Source organism: Rhizobium sp. R339 (assembly GCF_002211395.1).
GTDB lineage: Bacteria > Pseudomonadota > Alphaproteobacteria > Rhizobiales > Rhizobiaceae > Rhizobium.
On the sequence record NZ_LOKV01000025.1, the window covers coordinates 145,704 to 164,830 of the forward strand.

Consider the following 19,127-nt stretch of genomic DNA (forward strand, 5'->3'; position numbering starts at 1 on the left):
GACCGTGTTTTGAGAACGACATACCGCTTTCTGCGTGCTCACGTCCTGCAGCGGCTGATCCCTCGGTCGCGCCCTGCTTTCAATCCGCGCAAGCCCGTCGAAATCGTCGGCTATCTCTCGATGGCCGTCGGCGTCGGCGAATCGGCAAGGCTCTGCGCCGGTGCGCTTGCGGAGGCGGGGCAGGCAATCTCGCTGTCCGACGTCAGCACGCATCCGGATGAGAAGTCCTTTGCCGGCTGGGCGCCATCGCATCTCTCCACCGAGCTGCCGGGCAGCCGGATCTGGCATCTCAATCCGCCGATGCTGCCGCGCGCCATCCTGAAGAAGGGGCTCGCGAACTTCACCCGCGCCTTCAACATCGGCTATTTCGCCTGGGAGCTTGAGGTGGTGCCGGCGGAATGGCGCAACGGATTGCGTTACATGAATGCGATCTTCGTGCCGTCGGAATTCACGAGGCGCACGATTGCGCCACTCACCAAGGCGCCCGTTATCGTGGTTCCGCATCCCGTCACCGAAAAGGCGGCGACGGAAGGCATGCGAGAGAAATTCGGCATCGAAAAGGACGCTTTTCTGGTCAGCTTCATCTTCAGCGCCGGATCGTCGATCAACCGGAAGAATCCGCAGGCCGTCATCGACGCCTTCAGGATATTTGCCGTCGAATGCCCGAACGCCTTTCTGCTGATGAAGGCCAGCGGCAATGTCGATAAGGATGCTTACCTGCGCGAGCTGATCGCTTCGGTCGCGGGCGACATCAGGATCAGGATCGTCACCGACAGGCTGTCGGATGCCGATATCAACGGTCTCATCCGCTCTTCCGATGCCTATCTTTCGCTGCATCGCTCGGAGGGTTTCGGTTTGACGGTTGCCGAGGCGATCATGCAGGGCACGCCCGTCATATCCACCGCGTGGTCGGGGACAGTGGACTTCTGCGACCCCGACAATAGCTGGCTGGTCGCCTCTCCCCTCATTCCCGTTGTCGATACCCATCCGGAATTTGCCGGGCTCAAGGACGCGGTCTGGGCAGATCCCTCTCCTGAAATCGCGGCCGCGCATCTGAGAGAGATTTTCCGCGCGCCCGAGCTTGCGCGGGAGAAGGCCGGCAAGGCGCGGGAATTCCTGCTGCGCTACCTCACCGAGAACAGCTACGAGAAGGCGCTCGAGAAGCTGATAGCGATGCAAGCCAGCTAAGGTGAGATCGCCGCTCCGCTTTATTTTAACATTTTCGCATTAGAGATGGCGGGTATCCGGCCTTAGGCCGATCCTGGCGGATGGATAGATGTCGAAGGGTATTATCGCAAATTCGGTGATGAATGCGGCGGCGGGCATGCTGCTGCTGCTGACAGGCTTCGTCTCCTCGATCATAACCGCCCGGCTGCTCGGACCTGAGGCCAACGGCATCGTCGCCTTCTCGCTGTGGCTGGTGGTGACGGGCGCCTCGATCGCCGAGCTCGGCTCGAGCATCACACTGCTGAAGACGCTGCCGCAGCTTTCGGCGGAGGGCTATGATGCCCGACGACGACGGGGCTTTGCCTCCATCCTCGTCAGCTTCATGATGTTTTCGACCGTCGTGCTGCTGGCGCTCTATGCCCTGTTTTTCCTGACGTCCGAGAAGATGCACTGGGCGGAAACCGCGCCTTCCGTCGCTCTGGTCACGGGCGCCCTGTTCTTCGTCCAGGCGATCGGATCCTTCGTCAAATTCTACCTGATCGGCGAAAAGAAGCTCGGCACCTTCTTCAAGCTGACGGTCGCCGTCTCGATCATCCAGCTCGCCGGCGTCGCCGGCGGCGCTGTCTTCTACGGCGTCGAAGGCGTCCTCGTCGGCTATGCGCTTGGCCAGCTCGTGCTGTTTTTCGCCACGCTGCCGATCCTTCTTGCGCGACGCGACTGGTGCGGGGTTTCGCTCAAATACCTCGCCTCTTCCTCGGTCATCCTGTCGATCCAGTTCATCATCGATTCGATCTTTCTCAACCGGCTCGAGCTGCTCTTCCTGCAGCAGTTCTGGTCGGTGGAAATGGTCGGCTATTATGCCGTCGGCCTGTCGATCGCCAATATCGCCCTTCAACTGCCGATCCAGATGACCGGCAGCCTGCTGCCCTATTATTCCGAGCGCCGGCACAGCAGCGACGATTCCACCTTGCCGGTCGAGGTCTTCGCCGCCGTCACCCGCAGCATGGCCTATATCGTGCTGCCGATGAGCCTCGGGCTTGCGGCGATCTCCAGCGAGCTGGTGTACGTGGTGTTCGGCGAAGCGTTCCGTCGCAGCGGCACGGTGGTGGCGCTGCTCGCACTCGTCGCGCCCGCCTATACTTTCATGCAGATCCTCAGCCTCTATCTTCTGTCGATGGACAAGGCCCGCTCCCGCCTGAACATCAGTGTGATAGGTGGCCTCCTTATGGTAGCGGGTTGTTTACTGATCGTACCTAGGCTTGCCGCCGAGGGGGCCGCAATCGTGCGCATTCTCGTGTTCGTTGCGATGTCGGTGATGATGATCAGACAGACCGGATTCGGGTCCCAGCTTTCGGGTCTCTACGCAAGCTTGACGAAGGTGATGCTCGCCTCCGTATTGTGCGCCTGCGCGGCGATTTCCGTTCTCGAATTCGTCCATGGCCCGGTCGGCCTCGTCTTGGCGATCATCGCCGGCACCTTCGCCCATTTCGCCGCGCTTCGCGTGCTGCGCGCCGTGCCGCGCGAGGATGTGGAGGTGATGCGCTCCATTCTCGAAAAGATGCCGTCCGCGCTGCGGCGGCCGGTCGGCCACGTCATCAATTTCATTGCGCCGCGGCTTCCCGACGATCCCGATCGCGCCAAGGTCGCCCCCGGCGAATTCTCGCTGGAGCCTGCCGAGGGCGCGGGGCGCAGCGCTGCCCTGCCCGTCGTCTTCGATGGCACGATCGGCCTGTTCATGCCGGAGAATGCCGACGTGAAGAAGCGTTCGGCCGCCGTGCTCTTCGTCAGCCCCTGGGGTTTCGAGGAAATGTGCAGCCGCAAATTCTTCCGTGTTGCGGCCGAGCATTTTTCGGATATCGGCGTGCCGAGCCTGCGCTTCGACTATCGCGGCACCGGCGATGCGCTCGATTTCGATGCGCTGCCGCGAAGCCTGGAAACCTGGGAAAATTCGATCCGGGCGGCCGCCGCCGAGCTGAAGTCGCTCACCGGCTGCGATCGCGTCATCCTCATCGGCCAGGGTCTCGGCGCGACGCTTGCCCAGCGCATCGGCTCCACGATCGAAGGCATCGACAGCCTCGTCATGCTGGCGCCGGTGCTGAGCGGCCGGGCCTATCTGCGTGAACTCAACATGTGGTCCAAGATCATCGACGCCGATCTCGGGCTCGGCAAGGAGCATGTGCCCGTTGCAAAGGTTCAGATCGCCGGGCTCGTCATGCCCGAGGAGATCGCCGCCGAGCTCGGCAAGCTCAATATCGCCTCGCCGCAGGGGCTTGCTGCGTCCCGCTATCTGATCCTCGAACGCCCCATCCGAGCCGAGGATACCGGCTTTGCAGATGCGCTGCGGACATTTGGGGCCGACGTAGAACAGAAGGCTTTCGAAGGTTACGACGAACTCGTCACCAATCCGCTTTTTGCCAAGACGCCCATGGCCGTTGTCGGGCAGCTGACGGCGTGGCTCGATCGCGCGACGACGGAGACATCCGCCGCTCATTCGCCGGCGGCGATCGGCAGCACGCCGCTTTCCGGCGAGGGTTTCGTGGAACTGCCGGTGCGTTTCGGAAGCCACGATCATCTGGTTGGCGTCGTCAGCCGGCCGGTTGGCGAGATCAAGGGCAACGGCGTGCTTTTCCTGTCGACCGCCTATGACCGGCATGCCGGCTGGGGACGGACGACGGTGGATATGGCGCGCGAACTGGCGCGCCAGGGCGTCGTTTCGTTGCGCTTCGATTCCGCCAATGTCGGCGACAGCCCGCCGCGGCCGGACGCGCCGGAACAGGTGCTGTATTCCAAGACGCAGACCGACGATGCGATTGCCGCGCTCGATCTGCTTGAAAGCGTCGTCGCCGGCCCCGTCATGGTGGCCGGCCGGTGCAGCGGCGGCTACGTCGCCTTCCGTGCCGGCGTCGCCGACGAGCGCTTGAAGGCGGTCGTCTCGATCAATCCCTTCGTCTATTACTGGGATCCCGAGGTGCCGGTGCGCAGGGAGCATGTCGTCTCCGTCCCCCGGAGCCTCGACGATTACGGCCAGCGCCTGGCGCGGCTCGATACGCTGAAGCGGCTTATCAGCGGCCAGGTGGACGTGGTGGCGGCGCTGCAGAATATCGTCATTGCCGGCGGCCGGCGGCTGTCGCCCTTTGTCGCGCCGCTGCTCGAGCTGCTTCCCGACCGGCGCCATATCGCCCGCGAGGTCCGGCATTCCTTCGCGCTGTTCAGCAAGCGCAAGGTGCCGCTGACGCTGATCTACAGCGAAGGCGACGTCGGGCTCGACCACGTCTATTTCCACTTCGGACCGCGCGGCGCCAAGCTTTCCCGCTATTCGAACGTGCGGCTCTTGATGCTGCCGGATGCCGACCACAATCTGACGCCGCCGCAGTCGCGCAAATTCGTGCTCGACGAGATCATCCGTCTCGCCAGAGCATGATCGGAATTTTGGACGAATGGGTTCAGAGACTTTCGGCGGCGCCGATGTTCAACGATCTGTAGAGATCGATGTAGCGCCCGGCGACGATATCCCAGGAATAGCCTCGCGCGGCGTCGAGAAGTCTGGCACGGACGATATCCGGTTCGCGCGAAAGAGCTTCATAGGCTGATTCGATCGCCGTGGCGGCCGTTTCGGGGCTGGTGAAATCGGTGAGCCTGATGGCGGGATGGCGGGCGGCCAGCGTCGCGAAGGCATCGTTGGCGTTCAGCACCGGCTGGAGACCGGCGCTCATCGCCTCCAGCGCCACTAGTCCGAAACCTTCATATTCCGAGGCGGAGGCGAAGAGCGAAGCCTCGGTGATGACGCGGCGAATGCTATCGTTGTCGGGCGAGACATGCAGGGTGACACGGCCGGTCAGGTCCCGACTTTCGATCTCGCTTTCGACATCCCTGCGGTTCAGGTCGGATTCGGCGCCGACGATGTCGAGATGCCATTCCGGGTCGCGGGCCTTCAGCACGGCCATCGCATCGAGCAGGTGGTCGAGCCGCTTGTTCACCGAGAAACGGCCGATCGTGACGATGCGGCGTCTTGCCCGGCGTGAAGCGTTATCGGCGAACTTGCCGATATCGGCGCCGTTTTCGATCAGCAGGCTATCGGGCACGATCTCGGAAAACTGCTTGAGATCGGAAGCGCTGCAGCAGACGACGCGGCGGTAGGCCATCGCCGAAGCGCGGGTCAGCGTGCGGAACCAGATCTTCTTGATCGCCGCATATTTCCTGGTGTGGAAGAAACCGCCATGGGTGGTGACGATCATCGGCTTGCCGTGCAGCAGCCGGCCCCAGGCGAGCGCGTCGAAGAAGAAGTCGATGGCATGGACATGCAGGAGATCGGCATCGGCGAGATGGCGGAAAACCTGTGGCGCCAGCGGATAGCGGCTGCTGCCGGACCAGGGAATGCGCACGACTTCGATGCCGTCGATGTTTTCGCGAGGCGGCAGCTTTTTCTCAGGTGCGGTGAAGAGCGAATCGAGGGTGACGACGCGCACGCGATAGCCGCAGCGGAGGGTCTGGCGGCCGAGATTGGCGACCACGTCTTCCAGGCCGCCGCGATTGGGCAGGAACTGGCGCACGACATGGACGATCAGCGGAGCCGTTTCCGGCTGCGGATTCTCGCGCACCCTGTCTGCCTCGATGATCGCCATTTCCCACCTGTCGCTGCGCGTGCCAAGCTCATGTCGGCGCGGATTTTATAGCAGCGACCAGATATCTCGGACGTTAAGGCGTGGTTTCAGCCACGTCCTGCGCAGGCGATTCTTCGCGACAGGGTTAACCGTCTCTGACGGGAGTCAGAACGCCTTGAAAGTGAGCGTCGTCAGCGAGCGGACGATGCCTGGAATATTGGCGATGTTGTCGTTGATGAACTTGCCGATATCCTGGCCTTCCTCGATGTAGACCTTCAGCAGCAGATCGTAATCGCCGCTTGTGGAATAGAGCTCCGAGACCAGTTCGGTCTGGTAGATGGCGTCGGCGACCTCATAGGTCTTGCCGGGTGCGCATTGGAGCTGGACGAAGATCGGCTTCATGGGAATTTCCTGAAAGATTTGTTTGCGCGCATAATGGTCGAAAGCACCGTGCGGATGCAAGCCGTTCGTCACGCCGCCGGGTTGGCGGCGGCTTCCGCGACGATCCAGTCGCGAAAGGCGGTAAGCGGCGCATAGTCGGCGCGCTCGGACGGAAAGGCGAGATAATAGCGCTCGCGGCTTTCCATCTCGCGGTCGACGGCGGCGACGAGATCGCCGCGCCTGAGTTCCTCCTGCATCAGAAATGTCGGCAGCAGCGCGACGCCGAGGCCGGCGGCGGCGGCTTGTGCTGCGGTGGCAAACTGGTCGAAGAGCATGCCGTGTACGCTTTCGAAGGACACGCCGTTGCCGGCGAACCATTGCTCCCAGGCGTCGGGCCGCGTCGTCAGGTGCAGAAGCGGAACGGCAAGCAGGTCTTCCGGCCGTGAGATCGCGTATCGCTTGAGAAAATCGGGGCTGCAGGCCGGCACCGTGCGCTCCGACATCAGAAAGGCCAGTTCGGCGCCCGGCCAATGCGGATGGCCGAAATGGATGGCGGCATCGATCGAATCGAGGCGGAAATCGAAGGGCGAAAGGCGGGTCACCAGATTGATCGTGACACCGGGATTGGCGGCGAGGAAGCGCCCGAGGCGCGGCGCCAGCCAGCGCGTGCCGAAAGTCGGCAGGATGGCGAGATTGAGCGTGCCGCCATGCGGATTGGCGCGCAGGTTCAAGGAGGCGCTCGATATGCGCCGCAGCGCCTCGCGGATCTCGCGGGCATAGCCGTCGCCGGCAAGCGTCAGCCGCATGGTCTGGCGTTCGCGCAGGAAGAGCTCGACGCCGAGCTGCTCTTCCAGCGCGCTCACCTGGCGGCTGACGGCGCTCTGCGTCAGGTCGAGCTCGCGCGCGGCGGCGGTGACGCTGCCGGTGCGGGCGACCGCCTCGAAGGCGGCGAGATGCGAGATCGATGGCAGAAAACGTCTTGAAGCGAGCATGGTCATTCCGGTTCAGAATGAGCTATTTCCGAAATTTCGATATTTCCGGCTTTCCGGAGCTTGTAAAGAGTCTCATCCTGCAAAAACGGAATGAGCCGGAGCTTCCAGATACCGAGCGTCTTCGTGTCCAAGCTGCACCGGGTGGGCCTTCACGTCCTCGTTTTATGCAATAAAGTACCGTCATTCCATCCGATCGGACCGAGCCATGCTGAATGATCCGCGCTCCCACGGCCTCTGGGAAAAGACCGCCCCCGAAGCGCCGGCGACCTCGTCTCTCAAAGGCGCGGCTACGGCCGATGTCGTCATCGTCGGCGGCGGCTACACCGGTCTTTCCTCCGCCCTGCATCTTGCAGAAGCCGGCTCGAAGGTGGTGCTGCTGGAGGCGAAGGAGATCGGTTTCGGCGGCGCGGGACGCAATGTCGGGCTGATCAATGCCGGCATGTGGGTGATGCCCGACGATCTGCCCGGCGTGCTCGGCCCGGTGCATGGCGAACGCCTGCTCGACCTGCTCGGCGGCGCCCCGAAGCTCGTCATGGAATTGATCGACAGGCATCGGATTGCCTGCGAGCTCGAACGGAACGGCACGCTGCATTGCGCTGTCGGGCCGGATGGGCTGAAGGAGATCGAGGAGCGCGCGGCGCAATGGTCCGCCCGCGGCGCGCCCGTGAGACTGCTCGACGCGGCGGAGACCGCCAAACGCATCGGCAGCGATGCCTATGCCGGTTCGCTGCTCGACATGCGCGCCGGAACGCTGCAGCCGCTTGCCTATGCGCGCGGTCTCGCCCATGCCGCCGTCAAGGCGGGCGTCGCCATCCATACATCGAGCCCGGTCGTTACGACCGAGCGCAGCGGCAGCCGCTGGCGCGTGAAGACGGCCAAGGGCGAAGTCAGCGCGGATTGGATCATCGTCGCGACGGATGCCTACAGCACCGGCCCGTTCGAGCAGGTGCGCAACGAGCAGGTCTATCTGCCCTATTTCAATTTCGCCACGGTGCCGCTCGGCCATAATCTGCGCCAGTCGATCCTGCCGGGGCGGGAGGGTGCCTGGGACACCAAGGACATCCTCTCCTCCTTCCGCACGGACCAGGCCGGCCGCCTCGTTTTCGGCAGCGTCGGGGCGTTGCGCAATACCGGGCTTGCCGTACACAAGGGCTGGGCCAAGCGCGCCTTGAAGCGGCTCTTTCCTATCATCGGCGATGTCGAATTCGAATGCGAATGGTATGGCCAGATCGGCATGACCGACAATGCACTGCCGCGCTTCCACAAATTTGCGCCGGGGGTCGTCGGCTTTTCCGGTTATAATGGCCGCGGCATCGCGCCGGGAACGGTCTTCGGCCGCACCTTGGCGGAGCACATTCTGGGCCGGCTTTCAGAGGCCGATCTGCCGCTGCCGCTGACTGCGCCCACCGAACCGAGCTTCCGGGCGCTCAAGGAAATATGGTACGAAGCCGGCGCGCAGGTCGCCCATTTCGCCGATGCCCGCTTCTGACAAAATCAAGATTGGAACCACGACAATGACCATCGCCGTCCTCGATCTCGCCACCGAAACCGCCAAGCTGCTTGCCGAACTCGGCGTCGATGCCGGCCGCTATCAGGGCGGCACGCTGTCCGTCACGTCGCCGGTCACGGGCAAGGAAATCGGCAAACTGAGACAGCACACCGTTTCCGAGACGAAGGCGGCGATCGAGGAAGCGCATAGTGCCTTCCTGGAATGGCGCTCGGTTCCGGCGCCGAAGCGCGGCGAGCTGGTCCGCCTGCTCGGCGAGGAATTGCGCGCCGCAAAGACGGCGATCGGCCGTCTCGTTTCGATCGAGGTCGGCAAGATCACCTCGGAAGGCCTTGGCGAAGTGCAGGAGATGATCGACATCTGCGATTTCGCCGTCGGCCTTTCCCGTCAGCTCTACGGCTTGACGATCGCCACCGAGCGCTCCGAGCACCGGATGATGGAAAGCTGGCATCCGCTCGGCGTGGTCGGCATCATCTCCGCCTTCAATTTTCCCGTCGCCGTCTGGTCGTGGAATGCGGCGCTGGCGATCGTCTGCGGCAATTCCACCGTCTGGAAACCCTCGGAAAAGACGCCGCTGACGGCGCTCGCCGTGCAGGCGCTGTTCGAAAAGGCGCTGATGCGCTTCGTCACTGAAGGCGGCAAGGCGCCGGCCAATCTGTCGACGCTGATCATCGGCGGCCGCGACGTCGGCGAGGTGCTGGTCGACCATCCCAAGATCCCGCTCGTTTCGGCCACCGGCTCGACGGCGATGGGCCGCGCCGTCGGTCCGCGCCTGTCGCAGCGTTTTGCCCGCGCCATTCTCGAACTCGGCGGCAACAATGCGGCGATCGTCTGCCCGAGCGCCGATCTCGACCTGACGTTGCGCGGCGTCGCCTTCTCCGCCATGGGTACGGCCGGCCAGCGCTGCACGACGCTGCGCCGTCTCTTCGTGCATGAAAGCGTCTACGACCAGCTGGTGCCGCGCCTGCAGAAGGCCTACGGCTCCGTCACCATCGGCAATCCTTTGGAAACCGGCACGCTTGTGGGACCGCTGATCGACGGCCAGGCCTTCGACAAGATGCAGGCAGCGCTCGGCGAGGCAAAATCGGCCGGCGGCAAGGTGACCGGCGGCGAGCGCGTCGACAATGGTTCGGCCGATGCCTTCTATGTTCGCCCGGCGCTCGTTGAAATGCCCGAGCAGACGGGGCCGGTCGAGCACGAGACCTTCGCGCCGATCCTCTATGTGATGAAATACAGCGAATTCGACGACGTGCTGGCGTTGCACAACGCCGTGCCGCAGGGGCTGTCGTCGTCGATCTTCACCAATGACATGCGCGAGGCCGAGACCTTCGTCTCCGCAAGCGGGTCCGATTGCGGCATCGCCAACGTCAACCTCGGTCCCTCCGGCGCCGAGATCGGCGGCGCTTTCGGCGGCGAGAAGGAAACCGGCGGCGGGCGCGAATCCGGCTCGGATGCCTGGAAGGCCTATATGCGCCGCGCCACCAACACGATCAATTACGGCAGAACCCTGCCGCTGGCCCAGGGCGTCAAGTTCGAGGTGGAATGAGCGGGGTTTCGAGGGGGGCGCTCGCGAGGCGCCGCCCTTTTTGGCCGAATTGAGATCTATTCCCCTGTAATATGAAATATTTAGTCAAGATTTTGTGATGATTTTTCTGTGGCGACCAAACTTGAAATGGGTAGTCAAGAAAAATATACGCCTCTTACCACCCTTCGAGAGTCTGGGTGACATTGCCATGGAGGCCATCATGACTATTGCTCTTAACCGATTTTCCCGCGTGCTGGCGCTCGCCGCTTCGCTTCTCTCCGCCACCGCGCTCGCCGGCGGCGCCCAGGCGCAGGACGAAGGCATCGTCGTCTACAATGCCCAGCACGAAAGCCTGGGTCGCGAATGGATCGATGCCTTCACCAAGGAGACCGGCATCAAGGTCACCATGCGCCAGGGCAGCGACATGCAGTTCGCCAACCAGATCATTCAGGAAGGCGACGCCTCTCCGGCAGATGTATTCCTGACCGAGAACTCGCCGGCGATGACGCTGGTCGACGACGCGGGCCTCTTCGCCCCGGTCGACAAGGAAACGCTGGATCAGCTTCCGGAGCAGTACCGCCCGGCCGACGGCATGTGGACCGGCATCGCCGCCCGCACCACGGTCTTTGCCTATGACAAGACGAAGCTCACCGAAGACAAGCTGCCGAAGTCGCTGCTCGACCTCGCAGATCCGGCCTGGAAGGGCCGCTGGGGTGCGGCCCCCGCCGGCGCCGACTTCCAGGCCATCGTCTCGGCCCTGTTGCAGCTGAAGGGCGAAGACGCCACCAAGGCATGGCTGAAGGGCCTCAAGGACAACGCCACGCCCTACAAGGGCAACAGCGTCGCCATGAAGGCGGTCAATGCAGGCGAAGTCGAAGGCGCGGTCATCTACCATTACTACTGGTTCGGCGATCAGGCGAAGACCGGCGAAAACAGCAAGAATGTCGGCCTGCATTACTTCAAGAACCAGGATCCGGGCGCTTTCGTCAGCGTTTCGGGCGGCGGTATCCTGAAATCCACGCAGCACATGAAGGAGGCCCAAGCCTTCCTGAAGTTCATTACCGGCAAGGCGGGCCAGGCGGTTCTGAAGGACGGCACCTCCTATGAATATGCCGTCGGCAAGGATGCGGCCTCCAACGACAAGCTCGTTCCGCTTTCCGATCTCAACGCTCCCAAGGTCGAGGCTTCGACGCTGGACAGCAAGAAGGTCGTGGAACTGATGACGGCCGCCGGCCTGATCTGACTTTTCTGCCGCAGGCTTCATCCGGCCAAAACTATTGCTTTTGGCTCAAGAAAACCTTAGGGCATGACGATATCCGGCAACCGCTCTCCAAAGGCGGTTGCCTTCCTTTTTCAGCGTGTGAAGGCATCGGCCTTGCTGCAGGACAACAGATTGCTCGCATCCGGCACCGACGCGCCGGCCGCGCCGAAAGCCGTGCGAATGGTGTTGCCGCGCGGGCGCATGCCGCATGCTTCCGTGGTTCTGCTTGCAACCATCGTGGCGATCTTCAGCCTCGTGCCGCTCGGCTTCATCGGCTGGATCACTTATGATGTCGGCTGGGAAACGGTGAAGGCGCTGGTCTTCCGGCCGCGCGTCGGCGAACTCCTCGTCAATACGGTCCTGCTTGAGACAATCACCATTCCGCTGTCGATCGCGCTTGCCGTAACGCTCGCTTGGCTGACCGAGCGAACCGACATTCCCTTCGCGCGGCTCTGGGCCTGGTTGGCGATCGCTCCGCTCGCCGTGCCCGCCTTCGTGCACAGTTATGCCTGGGTCAGCCTCATTCCCGGCATGCGCGGCCTGCAGAGCGGCGTCTTCGTCTCGGTGATCGCCTATTATCCGTTCTTGTACCTGCCGGTTGCCGCCGCGTTGCGCCGCCTCGATCCGGCGATCGAGGATGCCGCGGCCTCGCTCGGCCTCGATCCCTGGCGCGTCTTCTTCCGCACCGTGCTGCCGCAGCTGCGGTTTGCCATCTGCGGCGGCTCGCTGTTGATCGCGCTGCATCTGCTGTCGGAATACGGCCTGTTCGTCATGATCCGTTTCGATACTTTCGCAACGGCGATCGTCGACCAGTTCCAGTCCTCCTATAACAGCCCGGCCTCCAACATGCTCGGCGGCGTGCTCGTCGCCTGCTGTCTCTTCCTGCTCGGCCTCGAAGTGCTGCTGCGCGGCAATGAACGCTATGCCCGCGTCGGCTCCGGCGCGCCGCGCCCGGCGGATCGCCGCCGGCTCGGTCGGTTTGCGGTGCCGGCTCTGCTGCTGCCCGTGTCGCTCGCGGTGCTGACGCTCGGCGTGCCGCTGGTGACGCTCGGACGCTGGCTCTATCTCGGTGGTCTCGAAATCTGGCGCATCGAGGTCGGCAGCGCCTTTCTGCAGACGATCGTGCTCGCCGTTGCCGGCGGCGTGCTGGCGACGATTGCCGCCGCACCCATGGCCTGGCTTTCCGTGCGTGCGCCCGGCCGCTTCCAGCGCCTGCTCGAAGCCTGCCACTATTATGTCGGCTCGCTGCCCGGCGTCGTCGTGGCGCTGGCGCTGGTGACGATCACCGTGCGTCTCGTGCTGCCGCTCTATCAGACCTTCGCGACGCTGCTCGTCGCCTATGTGATGCTTTTCCTGCCGCGCGCCATGGTGGGGCTGCGCGCCAGCATCGCCCAGGCGCCGGTGGAGCTGGAGCGCGCCGCCATGGGCCTCGGCCGCACGCCGGGCCAGGCGGTGCGGCAGATCACCATGCGGCTTGCAGCCCCCGGAGCGGCCGCCAGCGTGGCGCTCGCCGCCCTCGGCATCACCAACGAACTCACGGCGACGCTGATGCTGTCGCCCAATGGCGTCGATACGTTGGCGACGAAATTCTGGTCGCTGACCAGTGAGATCGACTATGTCTCGGCCGCCCCCTACGCCTTCATGATGATTGTGCTGTCGCTGCCGCTCACCCTCATGCTTTATACGCAATCGAAACGGACCGCCGGCCAATGACGCTGCTTACGATCGACACTATCAGCAAGCGATACGGCCCGGTGCAGGCGCTGAAGAATATCTCGCTCGAAGTGCAGGCGGGCAGCCGCACGGCTGTCGTCGGCCCCTCCGGCTCGGGCAAGACGACGCTGCTGCGCATCGTCGCCGGCTTCGAACAGCCGGATGCCGGCACGGTGACGCTGGATGGCGAAGTGCTGGCGGATGGCCCGGCAGCGGTGCCGGCCCACAAGCGCGGCATCGGCATCGTCTCGCAGGACGGCGCCCTGTTCCCGCACCTGAGCGTTGCCGACAATATCGGCTTCGGTTTCGAGAAAGGGGCTGCGGACCGCGAGAAACGCATCGTTGAGCTGCTTGATATGGTCGAGCTTGACCGTGGCATGCTGGTCAGGCGCCCGCATCAGCTTTCCGGCGGCCAGCAGCAGCGCGTGGCGCTTGCCCGCGCGCTCGGCCGCAAGCCGCGGCTGATGCTGCTCGACGAACCGTTTTCGGCGCTCGATACAGGCTTGCGCGAAAACATGCGCAAGGCGGTCGCGCGCGTGCTGCAGGCCGCCGGCATCACCGCCATTCTGGTGACGCATGATCAGGAAGAGGCGCTAAGTTTTGCCGATCAGGTGGCGGTGCTGCGGGAAGGACGGCTGATCCAGGCCGGCTCGCCGCAATCATTGTATCTGCATCCCCGGGATCGCGAGACGGCACTGTTCCTCGGCGATGCCGTGCTGCTTCCCGCCATCATCCGAAACGGGCTTGCGGATTGCGCGCTGGGCCATGTCGCCGTCGAGGGCAGCCGTCAGGGCAAGGCCGAAATCATGCTGCGGCCCGAGCAGATCCGCGTCGTTGCCGATGACAGCGACCGCAACCATGCCGGACGGGTCGTCGAGGTGGAGTTCGGCGGCGCGGTCTGCACCGTCGCCGTCTCGCTCGACGGCGTCGCCCTGCCGCCGATCAGGATCAAGACCTCGAGCGTCGCGCTTCCGGCGCGAGGCGATCTCGTTCGCCTGGATATCTCAGGCAAGGCGCATGTCTTCGAAGGCTGAGACGCCTCGGACCGATATCCTGGAACCGCTGCGCGCTTCCGGGCGGCATACAGTGCTCAGCCGAATTTGCGCACCAGCTCTTCCGGCTCGATGCCTTCGAGCCAGCCGCCGGTAAAGCCGGCGCGTTCGAGCCCGAGGCGGATCACCGGCGATTGCCGCATCAGCTTCCAGATGAAATCCGAGCGCTCGTTCTCGACGGTCATGACGACGAGGCCCTGGTCGATGCCGACGGTGCGGTCGTCGACCCAGCCTTCCGGCCGCTTCGTCTGGACGGTCGGATTGAAGCCGCCGGGGAAGCCGCCTTCCAAGAGCAGGTTCGGATAGGTGGTCAGAAGTGCCTTGGTGCCGTCGAGCGCCGCTTGCCGGTCATAAGGCAGGCAGGCAAGGGCCGCCCAGGGCGCGATCGTGCCGTCATCCGGGCCGAGCGGGGCGCCGCGCGCGGCATAACCCAGAACCTTCGGCTGGCGGCCGCCGCGCATGCGCCGCGTCGGCGGCGGGCCGTCGCAGGCGGTGAAGCCCCAGATATTCCGGTTGTAGCCGACGAAACGGCCGGGATTGCGCTCGGCATAGTCGCGCTGCATGTTGATGACGACCTGCGTGTTGCGGAAATAATCCCAGTTGCGCTCGGCCATCGGCTTGTCCTGGATGCTGCGGAAATCGATCCAGGCGTGGGAGAAGAGATGGATGAAGAGCGGCCCGGCATAGAGATAGGGCTGCTCGTTGAACATCATCCAGGAATAGCTTGATGTAAAGGCGTCGTAGCAGGATTGCGGGATCGGATGCGTCGGCGAGGCGAGCGCCAGCGCATAGAGGATGATCGCCTCGTCGAAGCCGTGATAGCGCCAGCGCAGAAAGCCGGAAGAGGGCTTCCAGCCCATGGAGATGGTGTCGCCCTTGTTCAGCGCCCAGCGCCAGTCGACGCGCTCGTAGATGAAGGTCGCGAGCTCGCGGATCTCGGTCTCCGTCTCGTCCTCACGATTGAAATATTGCGCCGCCGTCAGCACGCCGGCGAGAAGCAGCGCCGTGTCGATGGTCGAAAGCTCGCTGTTCCAGGCGCGATTGCCGGTATCCATGTGCAGGAAATGGTAGAAGAAGCCGCGATGGCCGGTCGCGTGGCGCTCTTCGCCCTGACGGGCTTCGGCGAAGAAGCGCAGCGTATTGACCGTGCGCTCGGCCGCTTCGCTGCGGCTGATCCAGGAACGCTCGACGCCGACGGGATAGGAGGAAAGCGCAAAACCGACTGCCGCGATGCTCGCCGGCACGCCGCCGATCGAAGTATCGGCCACGAGGCCATTTTTGGGATTGGAATATTTCAGGAAATACTTGAACGCTGAATGCTGCAACCTGTCGATTAGCGCGGCATCAATGTCTTCAATCCGTTGCAGCATAGGCTCCTACCCAACTGTTGCATCGCCCCATGCTTCAACATGAAAGGCGTCCCCCGGCAAATCAACCCTTTTTGATTCGCAGGGATAAGAGAACACAAAAGCGGGAGGGTTGGCGTTAACAATTATCAGTGAAATAGTATCTAGGAGAAGTAATATAAGCAGCGCAGCAAAAAGACCGCGCTTCACCGGCCTATTTGCGCTGTTTTCGGCAATAACTTCCTACCTCAGCAGCATGTAAAAGCTAGCGGCCGACGGCATAGGCCTGCATCAAGCGCGGCGTCGCCGCAGCGCGCATCAGTCCGTCGGCATCGCGCCGGGCGGCGGTCAGCCGGCCGATGGTCCAGGGATCGGCGACGGTCAGCTTGTGGCCTTTGCGGGCGAGCGCATCGAGCACATCGGCCCCGAAATTCGCCTCCACCATCAGGCTGCCGGGCTCGCGTGTGCGCGGATAGAAGGAGCTTGGAAAATGCGCGGTGTGGAACAGCGGCTGATCGATCGCTGCCTGCAGGTTCAGCTTGTGGTGCACATGCCGCAGGAAGAAGGAGAGCTGCCATTGGTCCTGCTGATCGCCGCCCGGCGTGCCGAAGGCGAGCGTCGGGCGGCCCTCGTAGAGGCCAAGCGAAGGCGTCAGCGTCGTGCGCGGCCGTTTGCCCGGCGCCAGTGAGGTCGGCAGGCCTGGCTTCAGCCAGAACATCTGCGCGCGGGAATTAAGGCAGAAACCGAGGCCCGGCACGGTGGGCGAAGATTGCAGCCAGCCGCCCGAGGGGGTGACGGAGACCATGTTGCCGTCGCGGTCGATCACGTCGATATGCACGGTGTCGCCGCGTTTTTCCGAGAGATGCGCCATGGTCGGCTCATAGACGATGCCGGTCTTGGAGTCGGCGCCGAGCATATTCATCGTCAGATTGTGCTGCGCCTCGAAGCCGGCAACGACACCCGGGCGAAGATCGAAGGAAGCCTCCGCGCCGATAAGCTTGCGGCGCTCGGCCGCATAGGTCTCCGACAGCAGATGGGCGATGGGGATGTCGGAGAAATCCGGATCGCCGTAATAGACTTCCCGGTCGGCGAAGGCGAGCTTCATCGCCTCCGCGACGGTATGGACGAAGTCGGCGCCGGCGGGGTTCATCCCGGCCAGATCGAAACCCTTCAAGATCGACAATGCCTGCAGGAAGACCGGGCCCTGTCCCCAGGGACGGGTCTTGGCGATCGTCCAGCCGTGGTAATCATAGGTCAGCGGCTCCTCGATCGTTGCCGACCAGCCCGCCATGTCATCTGGGGTGAGCACGCCCTTGTGACGATTGCCGCTCGCATCCATCACCTCGGCGGTCTTCAGGTAATCGTCGATCGCCTCGGCGACGAAGCCACGGTAGAAAGCATCGCGCGCCGCCTCCACCTGCGCCTCCCGGCCGCTCTTCGTCTCGGCTTCGGCGATGACGCGTTTCCAGGTTTCGGCCAGCACCGGGTTGCGGAAGTTCGAGTGCGCTTCCGGGACGCTGCCGCCCGGCAGCCAGGTTTCATAGGAGGTCGGCCACTCCTTCTCGAAGAAAGCCGCCAGCCCCTTGATGGTGGCTGCGACGCGCGGCAGCAGCGGATGGCCGTGCTCGGCATAAAAGATCGCCGGTTCCAGCACGTCGCGCACGCTCATCGTGCCGTAGTCGCGCAGCATCAGCATCCAGCCGTCGAAGGCGCCGGGGATGACGGTCGCGAGCAGACCGTCGCCGGGGATCAGCGACAGGCCTTCCCTCGCATAGTGCTCGATCGTCGCGCCGGCGGGAGCAGGCCCCTGCGCTGAGATGACTTCGACCTTGTCCTTCTTCTTCGAATAGATCACGGCCGGCAGGTCGCCGCCCGGGCCGCAGAGATGCGGCTCGACGATCTGCAGCACGTAACCCGTGGCTATCGCCGCGTCGAAGGCGTTGCCGCCCTTTTCGAGGATGCTCATGCCCACCGCCGAGCCGATCCAGTGCGTCGAGGTGACGACGCCGAAGGTGCCGAGGATTTCGGGACGGGTCGTGAATGCGGTCATGTCGGCGTTCCTTTCCGGAGGAGCATTCCTTGAGGGATCGGTCTAGGCTGCGCGTGCGGAGAGGAAGACCTGCGGCTCGAAGGCAAAATCCTTGTCGAAGGGGTAGGTCGGGCGCTGCTTGCGCAGCCGCGGCAGGCGCTCGACGAACTGGTCGACCACGCCGGGCGAGAGCGCCATCAGGTTCGGATTGGCGATCGGCGCCAGTTCCGGCGAGAGATAGCCCGATTTGACGACGATGATCATCGCCCGATGCGGATCGAGGCCGAGCCGGGTGAAATCGACGATATTGTGATAGGGCCGGCGCTTGGCCGAAAGCACGAGGTCGATGCCGCCCGCCGAAACGACGGCCTGCCGGTCAGAGGGATCGGCGGTCTCATGCAGGAATTTTACGGTGAAGCGGGCAGTGACCGGCTGGCTGCCCTGGCTGTCGAGCGAGGCGCCGACGCTGAGGTCGAGCCCGGCACCGATGCCCGCGGCATAGCAGGCCTCGGTCGCCGCCTTGTCGGCAATGCCGGCGAAGACGACGCCTGTCGCGCCCTTGGCGATCAGTTCGGCCAGCACGTCGGCCCGGTCTCCGACGCCGCCGCCTGTCGGATTGTCGCCGGATTCGGCGAGCACGACAGGTGCGGTCGGGCTGGCGACGGCTCTCGCCACGCATTCCTCGATCGAGCCGGTTTCGCAGCCGAAGACGAAGTCTCCACGTACGTCCCAATAGGCTTGTGCGAGGCGCCTTGCCTCTCGCTCCAGCACCACACGGTCGGTGCCGGTCATGATGGCGGCGGCCGTGGCGCGCGGTTCGTCGGCCCAAACATAGCCGACCATCAGCGACGCATCCCAGACGCCGTCCATCGCGTCGATATCAGGCAGCAAGGCATAGAGGCTGTTAGCCGGCTCATCGACGGTGCTGGTGCGCTCGCCGGGCAGGACGACGGGGATCGGCGCCCAGAGAACGACCGGCCGCACGCCGGTTTTCAGGCTCTTCACCAGCATGGAGGCCGAGCGGCGCATCGTTTCCTCGACATCGATATGCGGCGCGGTGCGATAGGTGGAATAGATATCGAGCGCGTCGATGATGCGCTGCGTGACGTTGCCGTGCAGGTCGTAGCTTGCCGAAACCGTGCATTGCTCCCCGACTAGCGTACGGGCAGCGGAGATCCAGTCGCCTTCGGCATCCTCCATGCCCTCGACATACATGGCGCCGTGCATGGCGAGGTAGAGCCCGTCGAGCGGCAGCATCGGTTTCAGCCGCTCGAGGAATTCGCTCTTGAAGGCCTCGTAGGTGGCGCGAGACACCGGGCCGCCGGCGATGGCGCGGGCATGGATGGTCGGCAGGAATTCGGCGTCATAATCCCTGAGAAACGCGAAATAGGGCGATTCCAGCAGCGCGGCGCCGCGCAGCACGCGAAAATCCTTCTCCTCGTTCAGGACGGGATTGTAAGTGCTGCACTCGATATGAATGCCACCGACGGCGATGCGCATGATGAACCTCTGCTGACGTTGGGACCAATCAGGAAATTAAGGGCGGCGATGGA

The 19,127-nt window shown here is 63.8% G+C and carries 13 protein-coding genes; 7 read left to right on the plus strand and 6 right to left on the minus strand.

The window, feature by feature from the left end; translation table 11 throughout:
* Positions 1 to 9: 9 nt before the first annotated feature.
* Both ATY76_RS25680 and ATY76_RS25685 read left to right on the plus strand, forming a co-directional pair.
* The gene (locus ATY76_RS25680) at positions 10 to 1,188 is read left to right on the plus strand and encodes a glycosyltransferase family 4 protein (protein WP_088677485.1); all 1,179 of its coding nucleotides are present in this window, start codon (positions 10 to 12) and stop codon (positions 1,186 to 1,188) included.
* A gap of 88 nt (positions 1,189 to 1,276) precedes the next feature.
* Positions 1,277 to 4,588, plus strand: a complete 3,312-nt coding sequence (locus tag ATY76_RS25685) for an alpha/beta fold hydrolase (RefSeq protein WP_088677486.1) — start codon at positions 1,277 to 1,279, stop codon at positions 4,586 to 4,588.
* Between the two features lie 22 nt (positions 4,589 to 4,610).
* On the opposite strand, the gene ATY76_RS25690 is transcribed toward ATY76_RS25685, so the two are convergent.
* The 3 genes from ATY76_RS25690 to ATY76_RS25700 form a co-directional block, all read right to left on the minus strand.
* Complete coding sequence (locus ATY76_RS25690; protein WP_088677487.1) at positions 4,611 to 5,789, minus strand: glycosyltransferase family 4 protein; 1,179 nt, start codon at positions 5,787 to 5,789, stop codon at positions 4,611 to 4,613.
* 144 nt (positions 5,790 to 5,933) lie between these two features.
* Positions 5,934 to 6,170 carry an Lrp/AsnC ligand binding domain-containing protein gene (locus ATY76_RS25695; protein ID WP_003567502.1) on the minus strand — a complete coding sequence of 79 codons (237 nt, stop codon included), beginning with the start codon at positions 6,168 to 6,170 and terminating at the stop codon, positions 5,934 to 5,936.
* A gap of 68 nt (positions 6,171 to 6,238) precedes the next feature.
* Positions 6,239 to 7,147 (minus strand): LysR family transcriptional regulator, encoded by a 909-nt coding sequence (locus ATY76_RS25700; RefSeq protein ID WP_088677488.1) that lies wholly within the window; start codon positions 7,145 to 7,147, stop codon positions 6,239 to 6,241.
* Positions 7,148 to 7,346: 199 nt separating this feature from the next.
* Between ATY76_RS25700 and ATY76_RS25705 the strand changes: the two genes are divergently transcribed.
* From ATY76_RS25705 to ATY76_RS25725, 5 genes are all read left to right on the plus strand, one after another.
* Positions 7,347 to 8,630 carry an FAD-binding oxidoreductase gene (locus tag ATY76_RS25705; RefSeq protein ID WP_088677489.1) on the plus strand — a complete coding sequence of 428 codons (1,284 nt, stop codon included), beginning with the start codon at positions 7,347 to 7,349 and terminating at the stop codon, positions 8,628 to 8,630.
* A 25-nt stretch (positions 8,631 to 8,655) separates the two neighbouring features.
* Positions 8,656 to 10,194 (plus strand): aldehyde dehydrogenase family protein, encoded by a 1,539-nt coding sequence (locus ATY76_RS25710; RefSeq protein WP_088677490.1) that lies wholly within the window; start codon positions 8,656 to 8,658, stop codon positions 10,192 to 10,194.
* Between the two features lie 199 nt (positions 10,195 to 10,393).
* A complete protein-coding gene (locus ATY76_RS25715) occupies positions 10,394 to 11,416 on the plus strand; it encodes an iron ABC transporter substrate-binding protein (protein WP_088677707.1) in 1,023 nt (340 codons plus the stop codon).
* A gap of 63 nt (positions 11,417 to 11,479) precedes the next feature.
* A complete protein-coding gene (locus ATY76_RS25720; protein ID WP_088677491.1) occupies positions 11,480 to 13,147 on the plus strand; it encodes an iron ABC transporter permease in 1,668 nt (555 codons plus the stop codon).
* Complete coding sequence (locus ATY76_RS25725) at positions 13,144 to 14,181, plus strand: ABC transporter ATP-binding protein (protein WP_088677492.1); 1,038 nt, start codon at positions 13,144 to 13,146, stop codon at positions 14,179 to 14,181. The genes ATY76_RS25720 and ATY76_RS25725 overlap by 4 nt, the downstream gene beginning before the upstream one ends.
* Before the next feature lie 56 nt (positions 14,182 to 14,237).
* Here ATY76_RS25725 and ATY76_RS25730 read toward each other — a convergent pair whose 3' ends face one another.
* The 3 genes from ATY76_RS25730 to ATY76_RS25740 all read right to left on the minus strand — a co-directional run bounded on the left by ATY76_RS25730 (position 14,238) and on the right by ATY76_RS25740 (position 19,074).
* Positions 14,238 to 15,569, minus strand: coding sequence for a glucoamylase family protein (locus ATY76_RS25730; protein ID WP_088677493.1), 1,332 nt, complete (start codon positions 15,567 to 15,569; stop codon positions 14,238 to 14,240).
* A gap of 241 nt (positions 15,570 to 15,810) precedes the next feature.
* A complete protein-coding gene (locus ATY76_RS25735) occupies positions 15,811 to 17,595 on the minus strand; it encodes a gamma-glutamyltransferase family protein (RefSeq protein ID WP_088677494.1) in 1,785 nt (594 codons plus the stop codon).
* A 42-nt stretch (positions 17,596 to 17,637) separates the two neighbouring features.
* A complete protein-coding gene (locus ATY76_RS25740; RefSeq protein WP_088677495.1) occupies positions 17,638 to 19,074 on the minus strand; it encodes a M81 family metallopeptidase in 1,437 nt (478 codons plus the stop codon).
* Between the last annotated feature and the right edge of the window lie 53 nt (positions 19,075 to 19,127).